21 protein-coding genes are annotated in these 19,548 nt (G+C 35.6%); 13 read left to right on the top strand and 8 right to left on the bottom strand.

What is annotated here, in order from left to right:
- Window positions 1-338: 338 nt before the first annotated feature.
- The 3 genes from J2786_RS08735 to J2786_RS08725 all read left to right on the top strand — a co-directional run bounded on the left by J2786_RS08735 (window position 339) and on the right by J2786_RS08725 (window position 1,966).
- Window positions 339-968 carry an SGNH/GDSL hydrolase family protein gene (locus J2786_RS08735; RefSeq protein ID WP_082002012.1) on the top strand — a complete coding sequence of 210 codons (630 nt, stop codon included), beginning with the start codon at window positions 339-341 and terminating at the stop codon, window positions 966-968.
- The gene (locus J2786_RS08730; RefSeq protein WP_047433598.1) at window positions 968-1,300 is read left to right on the top strand and encodes a gamma-glutamylcyclotransferase family protein; all 333 of its coding nucleotides are present in this window, start codon (window positions 968-970) and stop codon (window positions 1,298-1,300) included. Before J2786_RS08735 ends, J2786_RS08730 begins: the two co-directional genes overlap by 1 nt.
- A 207-nt stretch (window positions 1,301-1,507) precedes the next feature.
- On the top strand, window positions 1,508-1,966 hold the full coding sequence (locus J2786_RS08725) for a GyrI-like domain-containing protein (protein ID WP_047433597.1): 459 nt from the start codon (window positions 1,508-1,510) through the stop codon (window positions 1,964-1,966).
- Window positions 1,967-2,111: 145 nt separating this feature from the next.
- Here the strand turns inward: J2786_RS08725 and J2786_RS08720 are convergent, their stop codons facing one another.
- Window positions 2,112-2,468 (bottom strand): diacylglycerol kinase family protein, encoded by a 357-nt coding sequence (locus tag J2786_RS08720; protein ID WP_047433596.1) that lies wholly within the window; start codon window positions 2,466-2,468, stop codon window positions 2,112-2,114.
- A 183-nt stretch (window positions 2,469-2,651) separates the two neighbouring features.
- On the opposite strand from J2786_RS08720, the gene dnaN reads away from it, so the two are divergent.
- The 6 genes from dnaN to J2786_RS08690 all read left to right on the top strand — a co-directional run bounded on the left by dnaN (window position 2,652) and on the right by J2786_RS08690 (window position 9,765).
- Window positions 2,652-3,782 (top strand): DNA polymerase III subunit beta, encoded by a 1,131-nt coding sequence (gene dnaN / locus J2786_RS08715; protein ID WP_034699704.1) that lies wholly within the window; start codon window positions 2,652-2,654, stop codon window positions 3,780-3,782.
- A gap of 206 nt (window positions 3,783-3,988) precedes the next feature.
- Window positions 3,989-4,822 (top strand): M23 family metallopeptidase, encoded by an 834-nt coding sequence (locus tag J2786_RS08710; protein ID WP_047433595.1) that lies wholly within the window; start codon window positions 3,989-3,991, stop codon window positions 4,820-4,822.
- Window positions 4,823-4,877: 55 nt separating this feature from the next.
- Window positions 4,878-5,708, top strand: a complete 831-nt coding sequence (locus tag J2786_RS08705) for an AraC family transcriptional regulator (protein WP_047433594.1) — start codon at window positions 4,878-4,880, stop codon at window positions 5,706-5,708.
- A 63-nt stretch (window positions 5,709-5,771) separates the two neighbouring features.
- The gene (locus tag J2786_RS08700) at window positions 5,772-6,389 is read left to right on the top strand and encodes a DUF417 family protein (RefSeq protein WP_047433593.1); all 618 of its coding nucleotides are present in this window, start codon (window positions 5,772-5,774) and stop codon (window positions 6,387-6,389) included.
- Between the two features lie 206 nt (window positions 6,390-6,595).
- Window positions 6,596-8,998 carry a phenylalanine--tRNA ligase subunit beta gene (pheT, locus tag J2786_RS08695; protein WP_047433592.1) on the top strand — a complete coding sequence of 801 codons (2,403 nt, stop codon included), beginning with the start codon at window positions 6,596-6,598 and terminating at the stop codon, window positions 8,996-8,998.
- 356 nt (window positions 8,999-9,354) lie between these two features.
- Window positions 9,355-9,765, top strand: a complete 411-nt coding sequence (locus J2786_RS08690) for an META domain-containing protein (RefSeq protein WP_047433591.1) — start codon at window positions 9,355-9,357, stop codon at window positions 9,763-9,765.
- 49 nt (window positions 9,766-9,814) lie between these two features.
- Here the strand turns inward: J2786_RS08690 and J2786_RS08685 are convergent, their stop codons facing one another.
- The 6 genes from J2786_RS08685 to J2786_RS08660 form a co-directional block, all read right to left on the bottom strand.
- Window positions 9,815-10,054, bottom strand: coding sequence for a DUF8828 family protein (locus J2786_RS08685; RefSeq protein WP_002977986.1), 240 nt, complete (start codon window positions 10,052-10,054; stop codon window positions 9,815-9,817).
- A 51-nt stretch (window positions 10,055-10,105) separates the two neighbouring features.
- Window positions 10,106-10,996, bottom strand: a complete 891-nt coding sequence (locus J2786_RS08680) for a 3-hydroxybutyryl-CoA dehydrogenase (protein WP_185097571.1) — start codon at window positions 10,994-10,996, stop codon at window positions 10,106-10,108.
- 10 nt (window positions 10,997-11,006) lie between these two features.
- Window positions 11,007-11,417: a hypothetical protein gene (locus J2786_RS08675; protein WP_047433589.1), complete on the bottom strand. Its 411-nt coding sequence runs from the start codon at window positions 11,415-11,417 to the stop codon at window positions 11,007-11,009.
- 31 nt (window positions 11,418-11,448) lie between these two features.
- Complete coding sequence (bla-A, locus tag J2786_RS08670; protein WP_047433588.1) at window positions 11,449-12,327, bottom strand: CGA/CIA family class A beta-lactamase; 879 nt, start codon at window positions 12,325-12,327, stop codon at window positions 11,449-11,451.
- A 66-nt stretch (window positions 12,328-12,393) separates the two neighbouring features.
- Window positions 12,394-14,124 (bottom strand): cellulase family glycosylhydrolase, encoded by a 1,731-nt coding sequence (locus tag J2786_RS08665; protein WP_047433587.1) that lies wholly within the window; start codon window positions 14,122-14,124, stop codon window positions 12,394-12,396.
- Window positions 14,125-14,572: 448 nt separating this feature from the next.
- A complete protein-coding gene (locus tag J2786_RS08660; RefSeq protein ID WP_047433586.1) occupies window positions 14,573-15,535 on the bottom strand; it encodes a Gfo/Idh/MocA family protein in 963 nt (320 codons plus the stop codon).
- Between the two features lie 134 nt (window positions 15,536-15,669).
- Between J2786_RS08660 and J2786_RS08655 the strand changes: the two genes are divergently transcribed.
- From J2786_RS08655 to J2786_RS08640, 4 genes are all read left to right on the top strand, one after another.
- A complete protein-coding gene (locus J2786_RS08655) occupies window positions 15,670-16,317 on the top strand; it encodes a hypothetical protein (protein ID WP_047433585.1) in 648 nt (215 codons plus the stop codon).
- Between the two features lie 102 nt (window positions 16,318-16,419).
- The gene (locus J2786_RS08650) at window positions 16,420-17,070 is read left to right on the top strand and encodes a protein-L-isoaspartate(D-aspartate) O-methyltransferase (protein WP_047433584.1); all 651 of its coding nucleotides are present in this window, start codon (window positions 16,420-16,422) and stop codon (window positions 17,068-17,070) included.
- A 364-nt stretch (window positions 17,071-17,434) separates the two neighbouring features.
- Window positions 17,435-18,421 (top strand): 2-hydroxyacid dehydrogenase, encoded by a 987-nt coding sequence (locus J2786_RS08645; RefSeq protein WP_047433583.1) that lies wholly within the window; start codon window positions 17,435-17,437, stop codon window positions 18,419-18,421.
- A gap of 49 nt (window positions 18,422-18,470) precedes the next feature.
- The gene (locus J2786_RS08640) at window positions 18,471-18,764 is read left to right on the top strand and encodes a hypothetical protein (RefSeq protein WP_047433582.1); all 294 of its coding nucleotides are present in this window, start codon (window positions 18,471-18,473) and stop codon (window positions 18,762-18,764) included.
- Window positions 18,765-18,878: 114 nt separating this feature from the next.
- Here the strand turns inward: J2786_RS08640 and J2786_RS08635 are convergent, their stop codons facing one another.
- Entirely contained in the window at window positions 18,879-19,316 is a 438-nt protein-coding gene (locus J2786_RS08635) for an endonuclease domain-containing protein (protein WP_052187086.1), read from the bottom strand.
- Between the last annotated feature and the right edge of the window lie 232 nt (window positions 19,317-19,548).

Genomic DNA, 19,548 nt, shown 5'->3' with positions numbered 1-19,548 from the left:
TGCGTCAAAAAAATATATATACTATTTAACCATTAAGAATAGTAAAGTTTTTAAGGAAAGTTAAGATTCATCTAAGATGAATAAATAAACGGTCTGCTTAATAATAGCATCAGCTGTTACCTTAATAATTCTTCACTTCTTATAAAATCTTAATGGTTCAAATAAGTTTATTCAACCAGGGTACAAATCGATCTATAGCTAAGTGAAACGCCCTTGCGAACGAAAAAAATAATATAAAAACTTTGCGTCTTTTGCGTTAAAAACTATGCAATTTGAAAGATATTAAGAATTTTTCTCACTATTTTTACTTCAACAAAAAAGGAAATAACAGAAGTTGAATGAAGAAAATTATTTACGGGCTGTTCTTCGGTGACAGCATTACCTACGGGGAATATGACGGAGTTTTTGGAGGTTGGGTAGATATTTTGAAAAGATACGCCCTGCAGAAATTTCATGAAGGAAATGGAGATGAACTGATCCTGTTCAATCTTGGAATAGGAGGAGAAACCACAGAAGGACTATTAAAAAGGATTCCTCATGAATTGGCAGCAAGAAATTCTGCTGATGGAAATATTGTTTTCCTAAGCTATGGTGCCAATGATCTGGCTGTAAAAGATGAAGTACAAATTGTAGATCCTGAAAAATTTAAAAGCAATATTAAAGAAGCGATTGCACATGCCAGACGGTTTTCCAATACCATTTATCTTGTAAGCATTCTCCCTTTTTCTCAAAAAATAGATGGAGTAGTGGTAAGTTCGGGGAAGAAAAGAATCAACGAAGATGTAGTAGTTTATAATCAGATTCTGAAAAATATTGCCGCTGAAGAGTCGCTGGGATATATTGATTTCTATTCGGCTTTCCTTGCTGATAAAGAGGTTCTGCTTTCTGAAGACGGCGTACATCCTAATGAAAAAGGCTATGGAATGATGGCCGAAATAGCAATCCCAATCATTGAAAAATATCTATAATGCCTAATTTATTTTCTTACGGAACCTTACAGAAAGAGCAGGTTCAAATGGAAACTTTTGGAAGACTTTTACAAGGTGAAAATGATATCTTATCAGGCTATAAATTAAGTATGCTTGAAATCACAGATCCTGAAGTACTTCGGAAAAGTGGTCAGAAATACCATCCTGTCCTGGAGTTTTCAGGAAATAATAATGATCAGGTGGAAGGAGTACTTTTTGACGTAACAGATGCAGAAATCCTTCAGGCAGATGAATATGAAGTCGATGATTATAAAAGAATAGAAACAGCCTTTAAATCCGGAAAAAAAGGGTTTATCTATGTCGGAAAATAGTCATTGTGAGCGAAGCGAAGCAATCTCACTTACATTCAGTACTAAAATAGTTCAATAGAGGTGGGTTATTATCCTGAGCTCAGTCGAAGGGAGCCCACTCATTTTATAAACACAAATCCACAGGCTTTAGCCAAAACTTTAAAAAACTCCTGACATACCCTTGTCACAACCAGTTCTTATCTTTGTAACACAACAAAAAATCAAGAAATGAATAATGTAAAAGTAGCTTCTTTTAAGGTAATTGGTATTGCGGTGAGAACAACCAATGAAAATGGACAGGCAGGAAAAGATATTCCGGTATTATGGGAGAAAATGATTAATGAGGATATTCTCAATTCAATTCCGAATAAGATAGACAATACTATCTATTCCATCTACACCGATTATGAAAAAGACCATACAAAGCCCTATACAACAGTTCTTGGTTGTCAGGTAGAAAATCTGGACACAATTCCGGAAGGAATGGTGGGATATTCCTTTGATGGTGGAGAATATTTAAAATTTACAGTCAATGGGGATCTCTCAAAAGACTTAGTAATTAATGAATGGATAAAAATCTGGAATATGGAGTTAGGAAGGACATTTACTGCCGATTTTGAAGTGTATGGAAAAAAAGCACAAAATCCTTCCGATGCCGAAGTAGACATCTTCATCGCTGTCAAATAAGAAAAAAAGAGTTCTTGCCTTTACAACTTATGAACTGAAGACGTGAAATTCCCCTCCCTCGGAGGGGTGTCAAAAATTCAAAGAATTTTTGCCGGGGTGGTTAAGCATGTAACTTAAATATTTGCCAGCAATATTTCAGATTTCTCTACCCGCAAATATATTTCCAATACACCAGAACCCCAACAATCACCGAGGCAATGGCTGTCAATACTACAGCTCCTGCCGCAATATCTTTGATAAAGCCGATTCTTTTGTCAAAATCTGGCTGGATGATATCACAGATCTTTTCAATAGCAGTATTGAAAATTTCAGCACTTAAAACAGCAAATGACGCGATCATAACCAAAGCTGTGTCTGTATTGTTCAGGTTGAAATAAAAAATAAGAAAGAGGTTGGCAAAAAATGCAAAGAGTTCAATCTGGAAATTTCTTTCCGTTTTTATCATCATAAAAACACCCCTGAAAGCATTGAGAAAACTTTTATGGATAGGAGTTTTTTGCATAATTCTGAACTTTTAAGACAAAGATAGTCTTTGTATTTTGATAAAATTGGGTTCACCGAAGAAATATAAGCATAATGTCAAGGCTCAAAACAAATTAAGGATCTTTGTTAAAAACTCCTCCATATTATTCTTTTCTTTGTTGGATCTATTTATTATATTTGTAGAAACTTATTTTATAAATCTATGAAATTTATTATTTCAAGTGGTGAACTGCAGAAGGCTTTGCAAACTGTAAGTGGCGTAATATCAAGCTCTCAATCGAGACCGATTTTAGAAAACTATCTTTTTGAATTAGACGGAAATAATGTTACCATTACAGCATCTGACGGCGAGACAACTCTTGTTACTTCTCTGGAAGTAAAGTCTGATGATACAGGTAAATTTGCTGTTCCTGCTAAAATTTTTCAGGATTTTATCAAGACATACGGTGAACAGCCTCTGACATTTGTTGTAAAAGACAATGCCGAAGGTACTGGAAGCCAGCTTGAGATTTTAGATGAAAAAGATAATTTCGCAGTAGCATTAGACAATGCTGATGATTATCCTGAATTACCGGAATTCGACGCTTCCCAAAGTGTAACGATGCCGGCAGGAGTTTTGTCTGAAGCATTGACAAACACACTATTCGCTACAAGTAACGACTCTCTTCGTCCGGTAATGACAGGAGTTCTTTTCCAGTTTGGAGAAAATGAAACCAATTTCGTTTCTACAGACTCCCACAGATTGGTGGTGTACAAAAGAGCAGACCTTATGAATGCTGAGCCGATGGAGTTTATCATGCCTAAAAAGCCTCTTAACATTTTCAAAAATATCCTGGCAAGTTCCAATGAAGACGTTACGATCGACTTCAATGAGAATATGGCTAAATTTACTTTTGGTAAGCATATCTGGATCTGTAGACTGATTGACGGAAAATATCCGAACTATACAGCGGTAATTCCAAAGGAAAACCCAAATGTGTTGACAATCAACAGAAACCTGTTGTTAGGAGCGATCAAAAGAGCATCTATCATGTCCAACAAATCTACCAATCAGGTGAGATTTAAGCTTTCCGGAAATATTCTTCACCTTCATGCAGAAGATACTGAATATGCAAACAAAGCTGATATGCAGATTCCTTGCGACTACAACGGAGAAGATATCAATATCGGATTCAGTTCAAAATTCTTAACTGAAATGCTGACAATCCTGGGATCTGACGATATCACTATGAAAATGTCCCAACCTAACAGACCAGGGATCATTGAACCTCTTGACGGTCTTGAAGAAAATGAAAATATCTTAATGTTATCAATGCCGGTAATCGGATTGTAATAGTAAGATAACAAATAATAGAAAGCCGGAATTTTCCGGCTTTTTTTATAATCCTGTCTTCCGATTTATAGTTAAAAAAAGATGGAATCTACTTAGAATAAGGAGCGTTAGGATAATTTAAATGTAATCCTTCAAAAAATTTCCACTGTCTGAGCATTTATACTTTTGCTTCAAGGCAAAAGTATAATAAGAACAATTTAATAAACATGAAAAAAACAGCAATTCTCGGATCACTTATTTGCTCTCTATGGGCTTTTTCGCAGAAGAGTGCGAAAATGTACTATGAGCATACGAAAGATATGATCACTTACTATGCTGATAATATTGAAATCTATCCAATTTCAATAACGTTCTCCGAACAGCCTGAAACAGAAAATCTGAAGAGTCCCGAAGCATTTAAAATGATCAGAGTACTGCCTCCCAAATCAATGAAAAACAAAATTGCTTATTTTGTTGTCAACGATAATAAAAAAGGGTGGAAAATCAAGAAAATGCCTGCTTACTATACATTAGCCGGAGATGCAACGATAAAAACCTATGATGCTGACTATACTTATGATCTTCCTTTTCAAAAAGGGAAATCTTTTAATGTTTATCAGGGTTACAATGGAATATTTTCTCATCAGAATGAAAACTCTTTAGATTTTGTAATGCCTGAAGGAACCGAAATTACAGCGGCAAGAGAAGGTAAAGTGATTGATGCAGTTCAGAATAATAATACAGGATGTCCTACATCAAGTTGTGCTAATCAGGCTAATTATATTTCAATTTTACATTCGGATGGAACCATTGCGCAGTATTTTCACCTGAAACAAAATGGGGTTAAAGTTAAAATAGGAGATGAAGTTAAAAAAGGTGATTTAATAGGATTGAGCGGCAATACAGGCTGGACAAATGGCCCGCATTTACATTTCCAATGTTTTCTTCCCGATCCTTCAAAGCCTAAACAAAAGAATACACTCAAAACCCTTTTCAGAACCGGTAACGGAAGTAAAACCGAATATCTTACAGAGAAAAAAACATATTTAAAAGAGTACTGAAAAGATAGTGTTATTTGTGAATCATTAGCGTCATTAGTGTTTAAATTGACTCATCATGAAGATAAAAATACAATCTTACCACACTTCAGATTTTCCTTCAGAATTCACTACTGAAAACTATAGTGTGGTTTTATGGAAATGTTCAGGTGTTTTTTCTGTGGACGATATTAATTATTCTTACAGCGGATACAATATTCTGTTTCTTTCCCCTTATCAAAAACTGAAACTGGCTTCGGAATCTGATGAAAATATCGATGTGCTTTTCTTCCATGGAGATTATTACTGTATAGAATATCATAAAGAAGAAGTAGCTTGTAACGGTCTTCTTTTCAATAATATTTACCTGAATCCGGGGGTTGAATTGTCAGAGGAAAACTACCATTATATTCTGGAACTTTTCAGTCACATCAAAAAAGAAGAATCTGAAAAACATCCATTTTCTGAATCCATTATCAAAACTTATATACAGCTTATCCTTGCCATTGGAAGCAAACAGAAAAGCAGTATTGAAAAAAGTGTGATTGCTAACGAAAAACTTCCCAATAAAAATGCTGCAGAATTTCAGAAACTTTTGGAAACACATTTTAAAAATGAAAAAGAACTGTCATTTTACAGTGACAAACTGAATATTACCAATAACACATTAAGCAAAGCGGTAAAGAAAGAATTTGCCAAAACACCTACTCAGCTTATCAATGAGAGAATTATCCTGGAATCTAAAAAACTGTTGCATTTAACCTACAGGTCTGTCAAGGAAATTGCTTCAGAGCTGGGATTTGAAGACGAATTTTATTTCAGCAGGTATTTCAAAAAATCTGTGGGCTGCTCACCTAAAAATTACAGAGAGAAAGTAGGGATCTCTGTGGTGGCGAAAATGTCCATGTAATGTCCTGAAATGTCTATGTTGGCGCTGTATGCATGTGAATACCTTTGTTAAAAAAATAATCACATGAAAAATAACAGACTTTACGGCCAACTATTACAATGGGATACGTATTTTTTCAATTTTCTCAGAATTTCAATTTTCATCGTTATGGCATGGATTGGAGGCTTGAAAGCATTTCATTACGAAGCTGATGGAATTGTTCCTTTCGTTGCCAACAGCCCTTTGATGAGTTTTTTCTACAAAAATGCAGATCATAAAGTTATTAATGAAGATAAAAAACTGGTTGCAGAATACACTTTGTATAAAAATCCTGAAGGAAAAGTGATTCAGAAAAACATTGACTGGCATCAGGAAAACGGAACATATACCTTTTCCTACGGTTTAGGGACAATGATCGTTGTAATAGGAGTTATGGTATTACTGGGGATTTGGTTTCCTAAAATTGGAACAATTGGAGGTGCTTTAACATTTTTAATGTCGTTGGTTACCCTGTCATTTCTGATCACCACTCCTGAAGTATATGTACCCAATCTGGGTGGAGATTATGCAACTCCTCATTATGGTTTTCCCTATCTGTCCGGAGCAGGACGTCTGGTATTGAAGGATATTATCATGATGGCCGGAGGGTTGGTGTTATTTTCTGATAGCCTGAAGAAGCTGGTAAGACCATCGGACCAATAGTTTCCATAATCAGCAGCAGAAAGATTAACGAAAATTTATTATCTTAAAATCGCTTCGAAATTTCTCTATTTCTCAAAAAAACACGACATTTGTAGCTCGAAAAATCATACCGGAAAAGGTGTGGTATTCCAAATAAAAGTTTCAAAATAGAGCAGATGAAACCTTAGGACTCATCTGACGAATTAAATAAGTAGATAGATTAACAAATGAAAATATCAAACAACTGGCTGAAGGACTTTGTAAAAACGGAATCAAAAACTGAAAGAATCGGTGAATTCCTTACAGATATAGGTCTTGAGGTTGAAGGGATAGATAAATTTGAAAGTGTAAGAGGCAGCCTGGAAGGAATTGTTGTAGGTAAAGTACTTACTTGCGAAAAACATCCTAATGCTGATAAACTGAAGAAGACAACAGTAGATGTAGGAAACGGAAAAGTGCTGAACATTGTTTGCGGAGCTCCTAATGTTGAAGCAGGACAAACTGTTCCTGTAGCCGTTGTTGGAACAAAAATCTATGACAAAACCGGAAACTTTTTTGAAATTAAAGAAGCTAAAATCAGAGGAGAGGTTTCTCAGGGAATGATCTGTGCTGAAGACGAATTAGGTCTTAGCGAAGATCACGGAGGAATTATGGTGCTGGATGAAACAAAATATGAAGTAGGAAAAAACTTTGCAGACTATTTTGAGCTGACCAGTGATGAGGTATTTGAAATCGGATTAACACCGAACAGAACAGATGCTATGTCTCATTATGGTGTTGCCAGAGATTTACACGCTTATCTTTCTACGAACCAATTGAAATCACAGTTTAATAAAGTAGCTTCCGAAGTGTTGAATGGTGAGGGAACTCATGATTTCAAACTGGAAATTGAAGATGCAGAATTGTGTCCAAGATATATTGGAGCTGTTATTGAAAACGTAAAAATAGCAGAATCACCATCCTGGTTGAAAGACAGACTGAAAGCAATCGGACTAAGCCCGATTAACAATGTTGTAGATATTACCAACTATATTCTTCACGGATACGGACAGCCGCTTCATGCATTTGATGCAGATAAAATTGCAGATAAAAAAGTGAAAGTGGGAGTGGTGAAACCGGGAACAAAATTTACGACTTTAGATGGTGTTGAAAGAACATTGAACGGTTCTGAAATCATGATCAAAGACGGTAAAGATAAGCCGATGTGTATTGCCGGAGTATTTGGTGGTGAGAACTCAGGAGTATCTGAAGCAACTAAAACAATATTCCTTGAAAGTGCTTATTTCAACCCGATTGCTGTGAGAAAAGGTGCTAAAGCACACAGCTTGAATACAGATGCTTCTTTCAGATTTGAGAGAGGAGTAGACCCGAACCTTACAAGAACAGCGATCACTCATGCTATCAAAATGATTCAGGAAATTGCTGAAGGTAAATTAGTAGGTGAGTTACTGGAAGAATATCCTAAGAAAATAGAAGATAATTATGTGATTATCAGATTCTCTAAAATTGAACAGATTTTAGGGACAAAAATTCACAGAGAAAAAGTAAAAGAAATTTTAAAAGCGCTGGAAATTCAGGTTTTAAATGAAATTCCAAATGGTTTCGAAATTTCCGTTCCTGCATACAGAGCAGATGTAACAAGAGAAATTGACGTAATTGAAGAGATCTTAAGAATCTACGGATACAATAAAATTGACGCTCCACAGAAGATTTCGTTTACTCCTGTTAAGCTAAGTGCGAATGATCAGGATGAACTGGAAAACAGCTGGGCAAGAACATTACAAGGCCTTGGTTTCAATGAAGTAATGAACAACTCATTAACCTCTGTAAAAGACGAAACAGATGCTGTAAAACTATTGAACCCTTTAAGCGGTGATCTGGCATTCATGAGAAAGTCTTTATTGGAAGGACTTCTTCAGAATACAGTATACAATATCAACAGAAAGAACCAGGATATCAAATTCTTCGAATTAGGAAAAATTTATCACAAAAAAGATAAATACGAAGAAAGAAAACAATTGGCATTATTAGTTTCAGGAAGAGATGTTGCTGAAAACTGGCTTCAGCCAAAGTCTGCGGTAAGCTTCTATAACCTTAAAGCTTATGTAAAAGTTTTATTGGAAAGACTTGTGGTAGATTATAAAGAAGTAGCTCTCACTGATGATAGATTCTCTGATGCATTGGTATATGAAGCTAACGGTAAAGCATTGGTGAGAATAGGAAAGGTAGCACCTGCTTTGTTGAAAGACTTTGATATTGATCAGGAATGTTTCTATGCTGAAATTGAATTGGAATACGCTCAGGAGTTGCGTTCTAAAAATGAATTGAAATTCAAGGACATCCCGAAATTCAACAAAATCAGAAGAGATTTAGCCTTATTGATTGATAAAACAGTTAACTATCAGGATTTGTATCAGACGGCTAAGAAGAACAAATCTCCATTCATTAAGAATATCAATCTGTTCGATGTATATGAAGGTAAAAACCTTCCGGAAGGAAAGAAGTCTTATGCCATGAGCTTCGAGTTGCTAAACGAAGAGAAAACACTGGAAGAAAAAGAGATTACAGAAGTAATGGATTCTCTGATCAAAGCTTTCCAGAAAGAATTCAACGCTGAGTTGAGATCTTAATATTTGAAAATACATTTCATAAATAAATAGAAACGGACTTTTTTAAGTCCGTTTTTTTGTTGTATTGCGTTGCTGTTAGGCTTGGGATAAAACCATTGATATGTTTGTATTTTAAACAAACGGGCTTCCTTCAACTAAGTTCAGGATTATAGCCCGTTCCTATTGAATTGCATTAGTGATATTAGTGAAAATATTAGTGTTATTCGTGTTTAAAAGAATCCTTCCAAGGGCATTTTTTACTACAAAACAACCAGAAAAATATTCAAAATAACAAGTGTTAAAGAATAATAAAATTCACGCCAGCCCGTTTAAATAATATAATTTCCGTAAATTTGGGTTAATTCAAAAAGAAAAAAATGAAAAATCTTTTTTTAAGTATATGTACAGCTGCAGTCCTGGCTTCATGTGGATCTATGACAAGCCCGTCTGCCTCTAAAGTAGGAAAAGCTCAGCCTGCTCTTGCCAGCACAAAATGGACATTGGCTGAAACGGTAAAAGGTAAAGTTCCGACATTGAATATTGAAGGAGAAAAGATCACTGGAAATGCAGGATGTAACAACTATTTCGGAACGGCTACCATAGATCCGTCTACAGGAAGTTTTACAGCTGGACAGATGGGATCTACGAAAATGATGTGCAGCAACATCGGAGTAGAGCAGAACTTTATGGATATGATGGGAAAAGCTAACAAATATGTGGTTTCCGGAAATACTTTAGAATTGTACAAAGACAATCTTTTACTATTGAAATTCACAAAATCAGAATAAAAAAACAAAAGGAACTCTATTGAGTTCCTTTTTTATGTTTAGAGTGTTATTAATCTTCCTCTTCTTCGTCGTACTTAGCCAACTCTTCGTCGCACCATTTGAACGCTGCTTCTACTACCTTAGTAGCCTCGTCTGCCATCGTTTCTTCATCATCACCTTCAAGATCATCTAACCACTCAACTTCTTCTTCCTCAACGTTTAAGATAAATCTTGGATATTCTGTATGAACCACGAATAGATCCTCTGGAAACTCCGAATTATCTGCTAATAAAAACTTTGGTAATTTCATTTTTTTAATGTTTTAACTTTCTCAAAGATAATTAAAATTATTGATTTAAGATTACTTCAAAAACATTTTTGAAACTTTTTCAGCTTTTTTGCTTTCAGAATAATCGTAGAACCCTTCTCCTGATTTTACACCCAGTTTTCCGGCTGTCACCATATTCACAAGCAATGGATTTGGAGCGTACTTAGGATTTTTGAAGCCGTCATACATTACGTTCAGAATAGCAAGACATACATCAAGACCAATAAAGTCTGCCAGCTGAAGCGGACCCATCGGATGAGCCATACCCAATTTCATTACCGTATCAATTTCTTCTACACCAGCCACTCCGTTGTAAAGTGTTTCAATAGACTCATTGATCATTGGCATTAAAATTCTGTTCGCTACAAAACCAGGGTAGTCATTCACCTCTACAGGAACTTTGCCTAAAGTTTTACTCATCTCATAAACCGCATCAAAAGTCTCTTTGGAAGTAGAATATCCTTTGATGATTTCTACCAGTTTCATAATAGGAACCGGGTTCATGAAGTGCATACCGATTACTTTATCAGCTCTTTTGGTAGCAGCAGCAATTTTGGTGATAGATATCGATGAAGTATTGGTTGCAAGGATACAGTTGGCAGGAGCCAGTTCATCCATCTGACCAAAAATCTTCAATTTAAGATCAAGGTTTTCAGTAGCAGCTTCTACAATAAGATCAGCAGATCCTGCAGCATCGTTCAATGCTGTGAAAGTAGTAATATTGCCTAAAGTTTCAGCTTTTTGCTCTTCTGTAAGGTTTCCTTTTGCAATGATTCTGTCAAGATTGGTAGTAATGGTTTTTAAACCTCTGTCCAAAGCTTCCTGGGATACGTCTACAAGATTTACTTTAAAACCGCTCTGTGCGAAAGTATGTGCAATACCATTCCCCATGGTTCCCGCTCCGATAACTACAATGTTTTTGATCATTTTTCCTTTATTTTTTATAGATAGTTAAATTTTTTATATCTGCAAGATCAGATGGTGTGACAACAGCTGTTGAATCAAAGGAAACATTTCCTATACTTTGACTTTTCTTATTATTGTTCTGGTTGGAAACAGTAGCTGTTAATCCCCTTATCAGTCGTTTTTTTTGATTCTTTGTAAGAAAGTCTGTGCCAACATATAATGTATATTCGCCTTCTCTTCCCAGCCCCTTTTGAATCAGGACTTCCAGGCTTTTTATCTGGCTTTTATTCTTAAATTCTTTCAGAAAACTCATCACAGGCTTATCAGATGGAGGACCACAGCATACACTTCCGTAGCTGATCTCTAAATAATTCTGATTCTTCTGTGAATAAAAGAATGTAAAAGCAAATAGAGCCGTTGTTAGTATTATTTTTTTCATGTTAAATCGCTTTAAAAATAAGCTTAAAATTTTACTTATTAAAATATTCCCAAACCTCCCTGGAAATATCCGAAATCACTTTGCAGTTCACCGCATCCGTTTCCGTTGAATTACTGACAAATACAGCTAATGCATAATGTTTTCCATTAGGTAAAGTAATGATTCCTATTTCATTTTCTGCACCCGTTAAACCTGCTTTATTCTTTCCCGACGATCCCGTTTTTCTTGCCACAGGCGTATTTTTTGGAAGCTGTTCAACCATTTTATTCATTCCCGTTGAGGTAGACCATAGTACTTTCATCAGATAATCTGTAGATTTCTTTGATAATAATTTTCCGTCATAAAACTTTTTAAGGACATCAACCGCAGATTTCGTTGTACTATAATTTTGATACTGAACATTCCAGTCTTTATGCATTTCCTCTTCATTATATTTGATTTGAAAACCTTTTACACCCTGGGAATCCATAAATTTCTGAACAGTCTGTGTGCCTCCCAATAACCTTAAAAGAATGTCACAGCCGTTATTGTCGCTTTTGGCAACGGTATATTCAATCACTTCACTTAACGGAACTTCTGCATTTTTTCCTGCGTATTGATCACGAAGTGGCGACCATGTGTTCTCAAGAAGGTTTGATGAATCCAATTTGATTTTCTGATCCAGAGAAAGCTTTCCCTTATCTACAGCATCCAAAACAGCTGCAGCAATGTGAAACTTGAATACACTTTGCATGGGAAGCTTTTTATCTGCATTTTTATCGTATGTAAAACCATTTTCAAAACCTAGCACAGAAACGCCTACTGTCGCTTTTTTGTTCTTAAGAATTGAATTTATTTTTTGTTCTAATAAAGAGGTCTGAGCAAAGGCAAATGCTGAAATCAGAAGGAAAAATAGTGCTGTTTTTTTCATAGTATGATCATTAAAAAAGCCCTCTTCCGAAGACCAGAAGAGAGCTGCAATTTAAGACAATTATTATTATTTTAATTCAAAATAGTTCAGATTAACTCCATCATTTTCAAAGATGATCCTGATTTTGTTTTCTCCTTTCTGTAAGGTGATATTTTTGGCTGAAACCGTTTTCCAGTTTTCATTTCCTCCTGTTGATGCAAGCGAAACCGTCGCTAAAACTTTTCCGGAAGCCGTTTCAATTCTTATTTTAGAATCATTGGCTGATGCATACCGGATGTCAAACGTATAATTTTTGTTTTCTTTTGACTGAATTGAATACTGCAGCCATTCTCCCGTTTCTGTTTTTCCTACATAATATTGATTGGTAACCTTATCATTACATTTATAAATATCCACCCCATCATTTCTCATCTCCTGTCCGGAGTTCCATTCCGATCTTTTAGCCGGATCACTCACCCAAAGATTAATGAAATCTTTATCCAGATAGGCAGAACCCATTCTTCCCAGATCATATTCCGAGGCGAATATCCTTCCCGGAGCCTGATGGTTTCTGAATGGCTTTGTAGAAGCATCCGTAATCTGTCTGAACATCGCATCAATGACATCTCTCTTGATCTCTGTGTTGTTCAGCTTATAATTGCCGGCAATCTGTAGTAAAGCTTTTCTTGCATACTCTTTGGAAGGCTTTTTACCTCCGTTTTTCCAATAATCCAGTAGTTTTTCATATTCAGGAGTAGTTTTTACATTGGTAATTCCCGCAATATTATCAATCTTTTTCATCGGCCAGAAGGCATATCCGATGTTATGCTTACCCAAAAGCTGAATCAGCTCAGTAAACCATACATTGGAATTTTCACCCGTTTCACCAAGCCAGATCGGCATATTATGCTTTTCTCTTAGGTCCAGTGCAAACTTCAGAGTCTGATCATCATTGTAATTCCAGTATTTATGAAAACTGAAAGCCATATTATTGTCCCAGATAGCCGGAAGTCCGTTATAATTGTTTCCCCAGCCGTTTCCTTCAATGAAAATAATATGCTTTTTGTCAACCTCTCTGATGGCTGCCGTAATGTCTTTCTGAAGCTTCCAAAGAGGAGCATTGGACATTTCATCTGTTCCATTTGGGTTTTTACCTGTGAAATTAATATTGGGCTCATTAATCAGATCATACCCACCAATCCATGGATTATCTTTATACCGTTCAGCCAGTTTTTTCCATAGCGCTACTGTTTTTCTCTGGTTTTCTTCATTGGCCCAAAGTGAAGGCTTGGATTTATCATTATCAGAAATATTTGCATCATTTCCCTGACCTCCCGGAGCGGCATGAAGATCCAGAATCAAGTATATTTTGTTATCTGTACACCATTGAAGAAGATCATCTGTCATTTTAAAACCTTCCTCCAGCCACGTATCTTTTCCTTTGGCAGCCTCCTTTTCAATCGGTAACGTATAAAGATTGTAATGCATCGGTAATCTTATAGAATTGAATCCGGCTTTGCCTAAAAAGTCGATATCCTGCTTTGTGATTCCGTTTTTCAGGTAAGCTTTGTAGAACTCATTCATTCCGTCTTCGCCAATTAATTCTGCAATTTTCTCCTTAATCTTATACTGAGGTCCTGCAAAATCTGCAGTTTTCAGCATGTATCCTTCCTGCAGCATCCAACCGCCAAGTCCAAGACCTTTCAATTGAATGTTTTCACCTTTATCATTGACGATTTTCTGTCCTGATGTCTTCAGTAATTGTGATGTCCCAAATTGAGACAATAAAAGTGCGGATAATAGAATGGCTCTTTTCATAGTAGTTTCAATGGTTTAAATAATAGGGAAATATTAGAAATTATAATTAATAATAACCGTCCCAGATGAATCTATATTCAGATCATTGAGTATGTCGGATATCCATATATGTAAAACAAAATCTTTCAATGCTTTATTGAATTATTCTTCAAATATATTGTTTTTTTGTTTTGAAATGGATTTTTTATTGATAAATCAATACTTATAAATGAAAAATTTTTATTTCATTACAGGTTTTAAAGAATACAAAGCAGTAATTAACAGAACGAGTAACATAGCTTCATCAAATCGATTTTTAATCGATTCAAGCTTTGCTCGCTTAAAATAATACATAGCTAAAGATGGAAACTTTGCGTTTACAGTAATAACATTAGAAATTAAAATGCTATCTCATAATCCCTTATAAGATAGCATTATATCTATTGCTGCTTAATAAGACAGCGAATTTTTAACTGATCAGTTTCATAATCTCTAAAGCCACTTTCAACGCTTCAGTTCCGTCTTCAAGAGAAACTTCTACATTTTTGTCGCCAGTAATCGCATCAGCGAAAGAGTTTAATTCATCCAGAATAGCATTGTTAGGTTGGATATTCGGATATTCAAACAGAATCTGGTTCTTTTCTCCCTCTGCATTTTCAATGATCATATCAAATGGAGTAGGGTTTTCAGGAGCGTCCTTCATTCTGATCACTTCAGCTTTTTTCTCAAGGAAATCAACAGAAATATAAGCATCTTTCTGGAAGAATCTGCTTTTTCTCATCGCCTTCATAGAAATTCTGGAAGTCGTAAGGTTAGCTACACATCCGTTTTCAAACTCAATTCTTGCATTGGCAATATCCGGAGTTTTGCTTACTACACAAACACCGCTTGCATGGATGTTTTTCACCTTAGATTTAGCAATGCTTAATAAAATATCAAGATCGTGAATCATAAGATCCAGTACTACAGAAACATCCGTACCACGTGGATTAAATTCTGCCAGTCTGTGAATTTCAATAAACATTGGAGTACTGATGTATTCCTTGGTAGCAATAAATGCAGGGTTGTATCGCTCAACGTGTCCTACCTGTGCTTTGATTCCTTTTTCCTGGCACAAACGAAGAATTTCTTCTGCCTGCTCAAGAGTCTGGGTTACCGGTTTTTCAATAAAGAAATGAAGGCCTTTTTCAATCGCTTTTAAAGCATAATCATAATGATAAACTGTAGGAGTGACGATGTCAAGCATGTCAATCTGTTCAAGCAATTCATCAAAATTTTCAAAATATTTATATCCGAATTCGGCTTCTAATTTCTTTCCGTTTTCAACATCTTTATCATGGAAACCTACAAATTCATATCGATCTGACTGATTAAGAAGTTTTAAATGTATTTTTCCCAAGTGTCCGGCACCTACCAAACCTGCTTTTAACATAGCTGTATTAAATTTTTGTAAAGATAGTGAATGTACATTTATAAAATACATGACTTTTCACTTGGAGATATTCAAGATGGAACCCCTTTATTCATTAGAGAAATTACAGTAAATTCACAGTCAGAAAAATAACTATGAAAAGAATAATTTCGATTTTATTCATCTTTGGATTATCTGCTGCAGGATGTATCGGAGATAGCCCATATGATCCGCAGGCGCAATGCGGAACTCCAACAAATCTGATATTTGAAAAAGGAAATAACAAGCTTTCCTGGAGCTTTATAAGTCAGGGAGAAGGATATTTTGAAGTACAGTATGGGGAACAGGGTTTCACTTTAGGAAAGGGAACTACAGTGGTCACCAACAAGTATTTTTATAACCTTCCTCTCTATAAAGATCATAAATACGACCTTTATGTGAGAAAAAATTGCGGAATAGCTAATGGACGTAGTCATTGGGCAGGACCTGTTACCATTTTGGCCAGTAATACAACAACTTGTGTAAAACCAGAATATGCAACCTATTCAAAAACAACCTCTTCTGCGAATTCTTCTATTTTTGATGCTACAGTGTCCTGGGAAAATGATGGAGTTTCTGCATACGAAACTGTGTTGACCACCAGTTCTGCTCCTCCTGCAAGCGGAGATCTGGTATTTGCAGGTCAAAAAGCCATCTATGCAGGGCTAAGTAAAACAGTGACTTATAATTTTTTTGTGAGAAAAAAATGCGCTGATAATACCTTCAGTGATTTTTACGGACCTTATCCGATCAAGTGGAATTAAGAAATAATAATAAAGCAGTCATTATTTGATTGTTTTATTTTTGTGGATAAATCTTTACTCCGATTTTTTGAAATCTAATATCTAATTTCTTACTTTTGTGAAATGCAGGATTCGTTTGTACATAAAGGAAAAAGAAAGATTTTAGTCGAGTATCTTCGAAACAGAATTGGAATTTCAGACGAAAATGTACTTTCGGCAATGAGTGAAGTTCCAAGACACCTTTTTATTGAGAGTATTTTTGAAGATTTTGCCTATGAAGACAGAGCATTTCCCATTCTGGCTCATCAGACCATTTCCCATCCTTCTACGGTAGCAGAACAGTCTGAATTGTTGAAGGTAAAACCAGGTGAAAAAGTGCTGGAGATTGGAACAGGATGTGGATACCAGACCGCAGTTTTAATGGCGATGAAAGCTCATGTCTATACGGTGGAAAGGCAGAAAGATCTGTTTGATTTTTCTAAAAAGAAACTCAGAGAACTTCATCTGTTTCCTAAATTTCAGAGTTTTGGAGACGGTTTTGCAGGGCTTCCTACTTTTGCTCCTTTCGACAAAATCATTGTAACCTGCGGCGCTTCCACACTGCCTACAGAACTTTTAAAACAACTGAATGTCGGAGGAATAATGGTGATTCCATTAGGCCCAACAGACGAACAGGTATTATACAGATTTACAAAAGTAAGCCCAACAGAATTTGAAAAGGAAGAATTTGGAGCTTATAAATTTGTTCCGATGCTTGGTAATACAAATCAATAGCAACTTATCTCTAAAAGTGTGTCATTCCGAATAAAATGCAATGCAGTGAAGAATCTCATACAGTTTCGTCAATGAGATTATTTTCCATTCAGAACAGCAAAATCTGGATAATTTGACTTTTAGAGAACCTTTTTCATTAATAAAATTCATTTGGATTTAATCAAATTTAAAATTTTTTAACTTCATTTCGGAATGAAAATTGATAGAATTAAAATCCTCAGTATACAATCACCATCACAGAAAATAAAATAGATCTTGAATAAACATTCAGATGAAAAGAGATAATTTTTTTAATATTAAAGTTCAATAACCTTACTTTTTGCGAGTGAGGTTTTTTTATTTAAAATCATTAAACAATAGTACAATGAAAGTTTTTATCAATAAAAGAATTCCAGAAACAGGAATTGATATGCTGAAAGAAGCAGGTCTGGAACTTATATTCCCGGAAAAAGAAAATCTTTCTTACGAAGAATGGCTTGGCTACTGTAAAAATGCAGATACCATTCTCAATGTAGGTGGAGATTTCAAATATGATAAGAATTTTTTTGATGTCTGCCCGAATATCAAAGCCATTGCTTTATATTCTGTAGGATTTGATCACGTTGACATTAAAGAAGCTACCCAAAGAAATATTCCGGTGGGAAATACTCCGGATGTTTTGAGCAGGGCCACTTCGGATGTCGCTTTTTTACTGATGCAGTCTGTGGCAAGGCGGGCAAGCTATAACTTTCAGAAAGTAAAAGATGACAATTGGGGTACGTTCGACCCTTTACATGCTTTGGGACAGGAATTGTATGGGAAAACACTGGGGATTTTTGGATTAGGACGTATCGGTTATGAGATGGCCGAAAAATCAAGAAAGGCTTTTGGAATGAATATTATCTACCATAACCGCCATCAAAATGAAGAAGCCGAAAACGAGCTGGGAGCAACTTATGTTTCTTTCGAAGAACTGATCAAAAGTTCAGATGTATTGAGTGTACATGCCAATTTTACACCTGAACAGAAAGAATTATTCAATCAGTCCATATTTGAGCAGATGAAACCAAACGCTATTTTCATCAATACAGCAAGAGGAGGTTTTCACAACCAAAAAGATCTGTATCAGGCACTTGTAGATAAGAAAATCTGGGGAGCTGGTCTGGATGTTACCAATCCGGAACCAATGTCTGCGGATGACCCTATTCTTGGGCTTTCCAGTGTTTGTATTCTGCCACACATCGGCTCTGCGACTGTTGAAGCACGAAACGGAATGGCCAGACTGGCTGCAGGAAATATTATCGCCTTTTCAAAAAATGAGAAAATGTCAAATTGTGCAAATCCTGACGTTTATTCTCATCAATCATCATAACTTGGAATTATTTTTGTTCTGATGATATAAACCTAAAATCTTAAATAGTATGGCACCAGAGAAAAATATTAATGAACAAAACAAGAGGTTAGAACAGATGGATTATAACCCCAGTGAAGATATATTTAAGAGAGAAAAACATATTTCGCTCGATGGCGACGGAAATCCTATTCTGGATGAAGAATTTGACGATGATAAAATTGATAAAGGGCTAGACATTCCCGGAGCTGAGGACGATGATGAAATGGAAGAAATAGGAGAGGAAGATGAAGAAAACAACTACTGGAGTCTCAGCGATAATGAAGATGACCATGAAGAAGAAAATGATGATGTTTTAACCTAAATTTTAACGATAAAAAAAACAACCTTATTGAATTTCAGTAAGGTTTTTTTATGTTGAATATCAACTCATATCCGTAAGAACAATTCCCCTCTATCGGAGGGGTGGATTCAAAAATTAAAGAATTTTTGAAGACGGGGTGGTTCCATAATGCAGCGCAATAAAATCCTCCAATTCCTTCATCACCAGACTCAGATTATTTCTTACATCAAAATCACTGATTCTGAAAACCAATAATCCCAATGAATCCAGATCTTTCTGCCTTATGCTGTCATAAACTTCTTTCTCATCATGACTTGATCCATCTATTTCTATAATGAGCCCAAGCGTTTTTACATAGAAATCAACAATATAATTTCCAATAATCCTTTGTCTGTCAAAATCAATGGTATAAAATTTTTTTGCACGGACTTTCTTCCAGAAGATTACTTCACCTAAGATCCGGGCTTTACGTTTTTCTTTTAATAATGCTTTTAAATTAGGATTGTAGGGTAGGTTTTCAACGAAATTCCTGCGGATAGAAATTCCGTTGATGGTAGTAAGGATTTCTTTCATTGTTGTGTTTTGACCACCCCGTCTTTCAAAGTTGTTAACTTTGAAATCCACCCCTCCGGGGGAGGGGAATTGAGGTGTATTTATTCAAATATAGTATTAATATCAAATTGTGAGATATCCGGATTCAATAATTTTGCTTAAACCTTAAACCTTAAACCTTAAACCTTAAACCTTAAACCTTAAACCTTAAACCATTCTTCTTTCCCCTCTTGCCTATATTTCCTATTTTGAA

It is taken from the genome of Chryseobacterium vietnamense, from assembly GCF_031454475.1.
Lineage (GTDB): Bacteria > Bacteroidota > Bacteroidia > Flavobacteriales > Weeksellaceae > Chryseobacterium > Chryseobacterium vietnamense.
The sequence above is the reverse complement of the archived record's forward strand: the minus strand, read 5'-3'. Positions and strand labels throughout refer to the sequence as shown.

What these genes read in the sequence shown, in the direction of transcription:
- J2786_RS08735 (WP_082002012.1), top strand. Translation starts at nt 339, where the DNA reads ATGAAGAAAATTATTTACGGGCTGTTCTTCGGTGACAGCATTACCTAC.
- J2786_RS08730 (WP_047433598.1), top strand. Translation starts at nt 968, where the DNA reads ATGCCTAATTTATTTTCTTACGGAACCTTACAGAAAGAGCAGGTTCAA.
- J2786_RS08725 (WP_047433597.1), top strand. Translation starts at nt 1,508, where the DNA reads ATGAATAATGTAAAAGTAGCTTCTTTTAAGGTAATTGGTATTGCGGTG.
- J2786_RS08720 (WP_047433596.1), bottom strand. Translation starts at nt 2,468, where the DNA reads ATGCAAAAAACTCCTATCCATAAAAGTTTTCTCAATGCTTTCAGGGGT.
- dnaN (WP_034699704.1), top strand. Translation starts at nt 2,652, where the DNA reads ATGAAATTTATTATTTCAAGTGGTGAACTGCAGAAGGCTTTGCAAACT.
- J2786_RS08710 (WP_047433595.1), top strand. Translation starts at nt 3,989, where the DNA reads ATGAAAAAAACAGCAATTCTCGGATCACTTATTTGCTCTCTATGGGCT.
- J2786_RS08705 (WP_047433594.1), top strand. Translation starts at nt 4,878, where the DNA reads ATGAAGATAAAAATACAATCTTACCACACTTCAGATTTTCCTTCAGAA.
- J2786_RS08700 (WP_047433593.1), top strand. Translation starts at nt 5,772, where the DNA reads ATGAAAAATAACAGACTTTACGGCCAACTATTACAATGGGATACGTAT.
- pheT (WP_047433592.1), top strand. Translation starts at nt 6,596, where the DNA reads ATGAAAATATCAAACAACTGGCTGAAGGACTTTGTAAAAACGGAATCA.
- J2786_RS08690 (WP_047433591.1), top strand. Translation starts at nt 9,355, where the DNA reads ATGAAAAATCTTTTTTTAAGTATATGTACAGCTGCAGTCCTGGCTTCA.
- J2786_RS08685 (WP_002977986.1), bottom strand. Translation starts at nt 10,054, where the DNA reads ATGAAATTACCAAAGTTTTTATTAGCAGATAATTCGGAGTTTCCAGAG.
- J2786_RS08675 (WP_047433589.1), bottom strand. Translation starts at nt 11,417, where the DNA reads ATGAAAAAAATAATACTAACAACGGCTCTATTTGCTTTTACATTCTTT.
- bla-A (WP_047433588.1), bottom strand. Translation starts at nt 12,327, where the DNA reads ATGAAAAAAACAGCACTATTTTTCCTTCTGATTTCAGCATTTGCCTTT.
- J2786_RS08665 (WP_047433587.1), bottom strand. Translation starts at nt 14,124, where the DNA reads ATGAAAAGAGCCATTCTATTATCCGCACTTTTATTGTCTCAATTTGGG.
- J2786_RS08660 (WP_047433586.1), bottom strand. Translation starts at nt 15,535, where the DNA reads ATGTTAAAAGCAGGTTTGGTAGGTGCCGGACACTTGGGAAAAATACAT.
- J2786_RS08655 (WP_047433585.1), top strand. Translation starts at nt 15,670, where the DNA reads ATGAAAAGAATAATTTCGATTTTATTCATCTTTGGATTATCTGCTGCA.
- J2786_RS08650 (WP_047433584.1), top strand. Translation starts at nt 16,420, where the DNA reads ATGCAGGATTCGTTTGTACATAAAGGAAAAAGAAAGATTTTAGTCGAG.
- J2786_RS08645 (WP_047433583.1), top strand. Translation starts at nt 17,435, where the DNA reads ATGAAAGTTTTTATCAATAAAAGAATTCCAGAAACAGGAATTGATATG.
- J2786_RS08640 (WP_047433582.1), top strand. Translation starts at nt 18,471, where the DNA reads ATGGCACCAGAGAAAAATATTAATGAACAAAACAAGAGGTTAGAACAG.
- J2786_RS08635 (WP_052187086.1), bottom strand. Translation starts at nt 19,316, where the DNA reads ATGAAAGAAATCCTTACTACCATCAACGGAATTTCTATCCGCAGGAAT.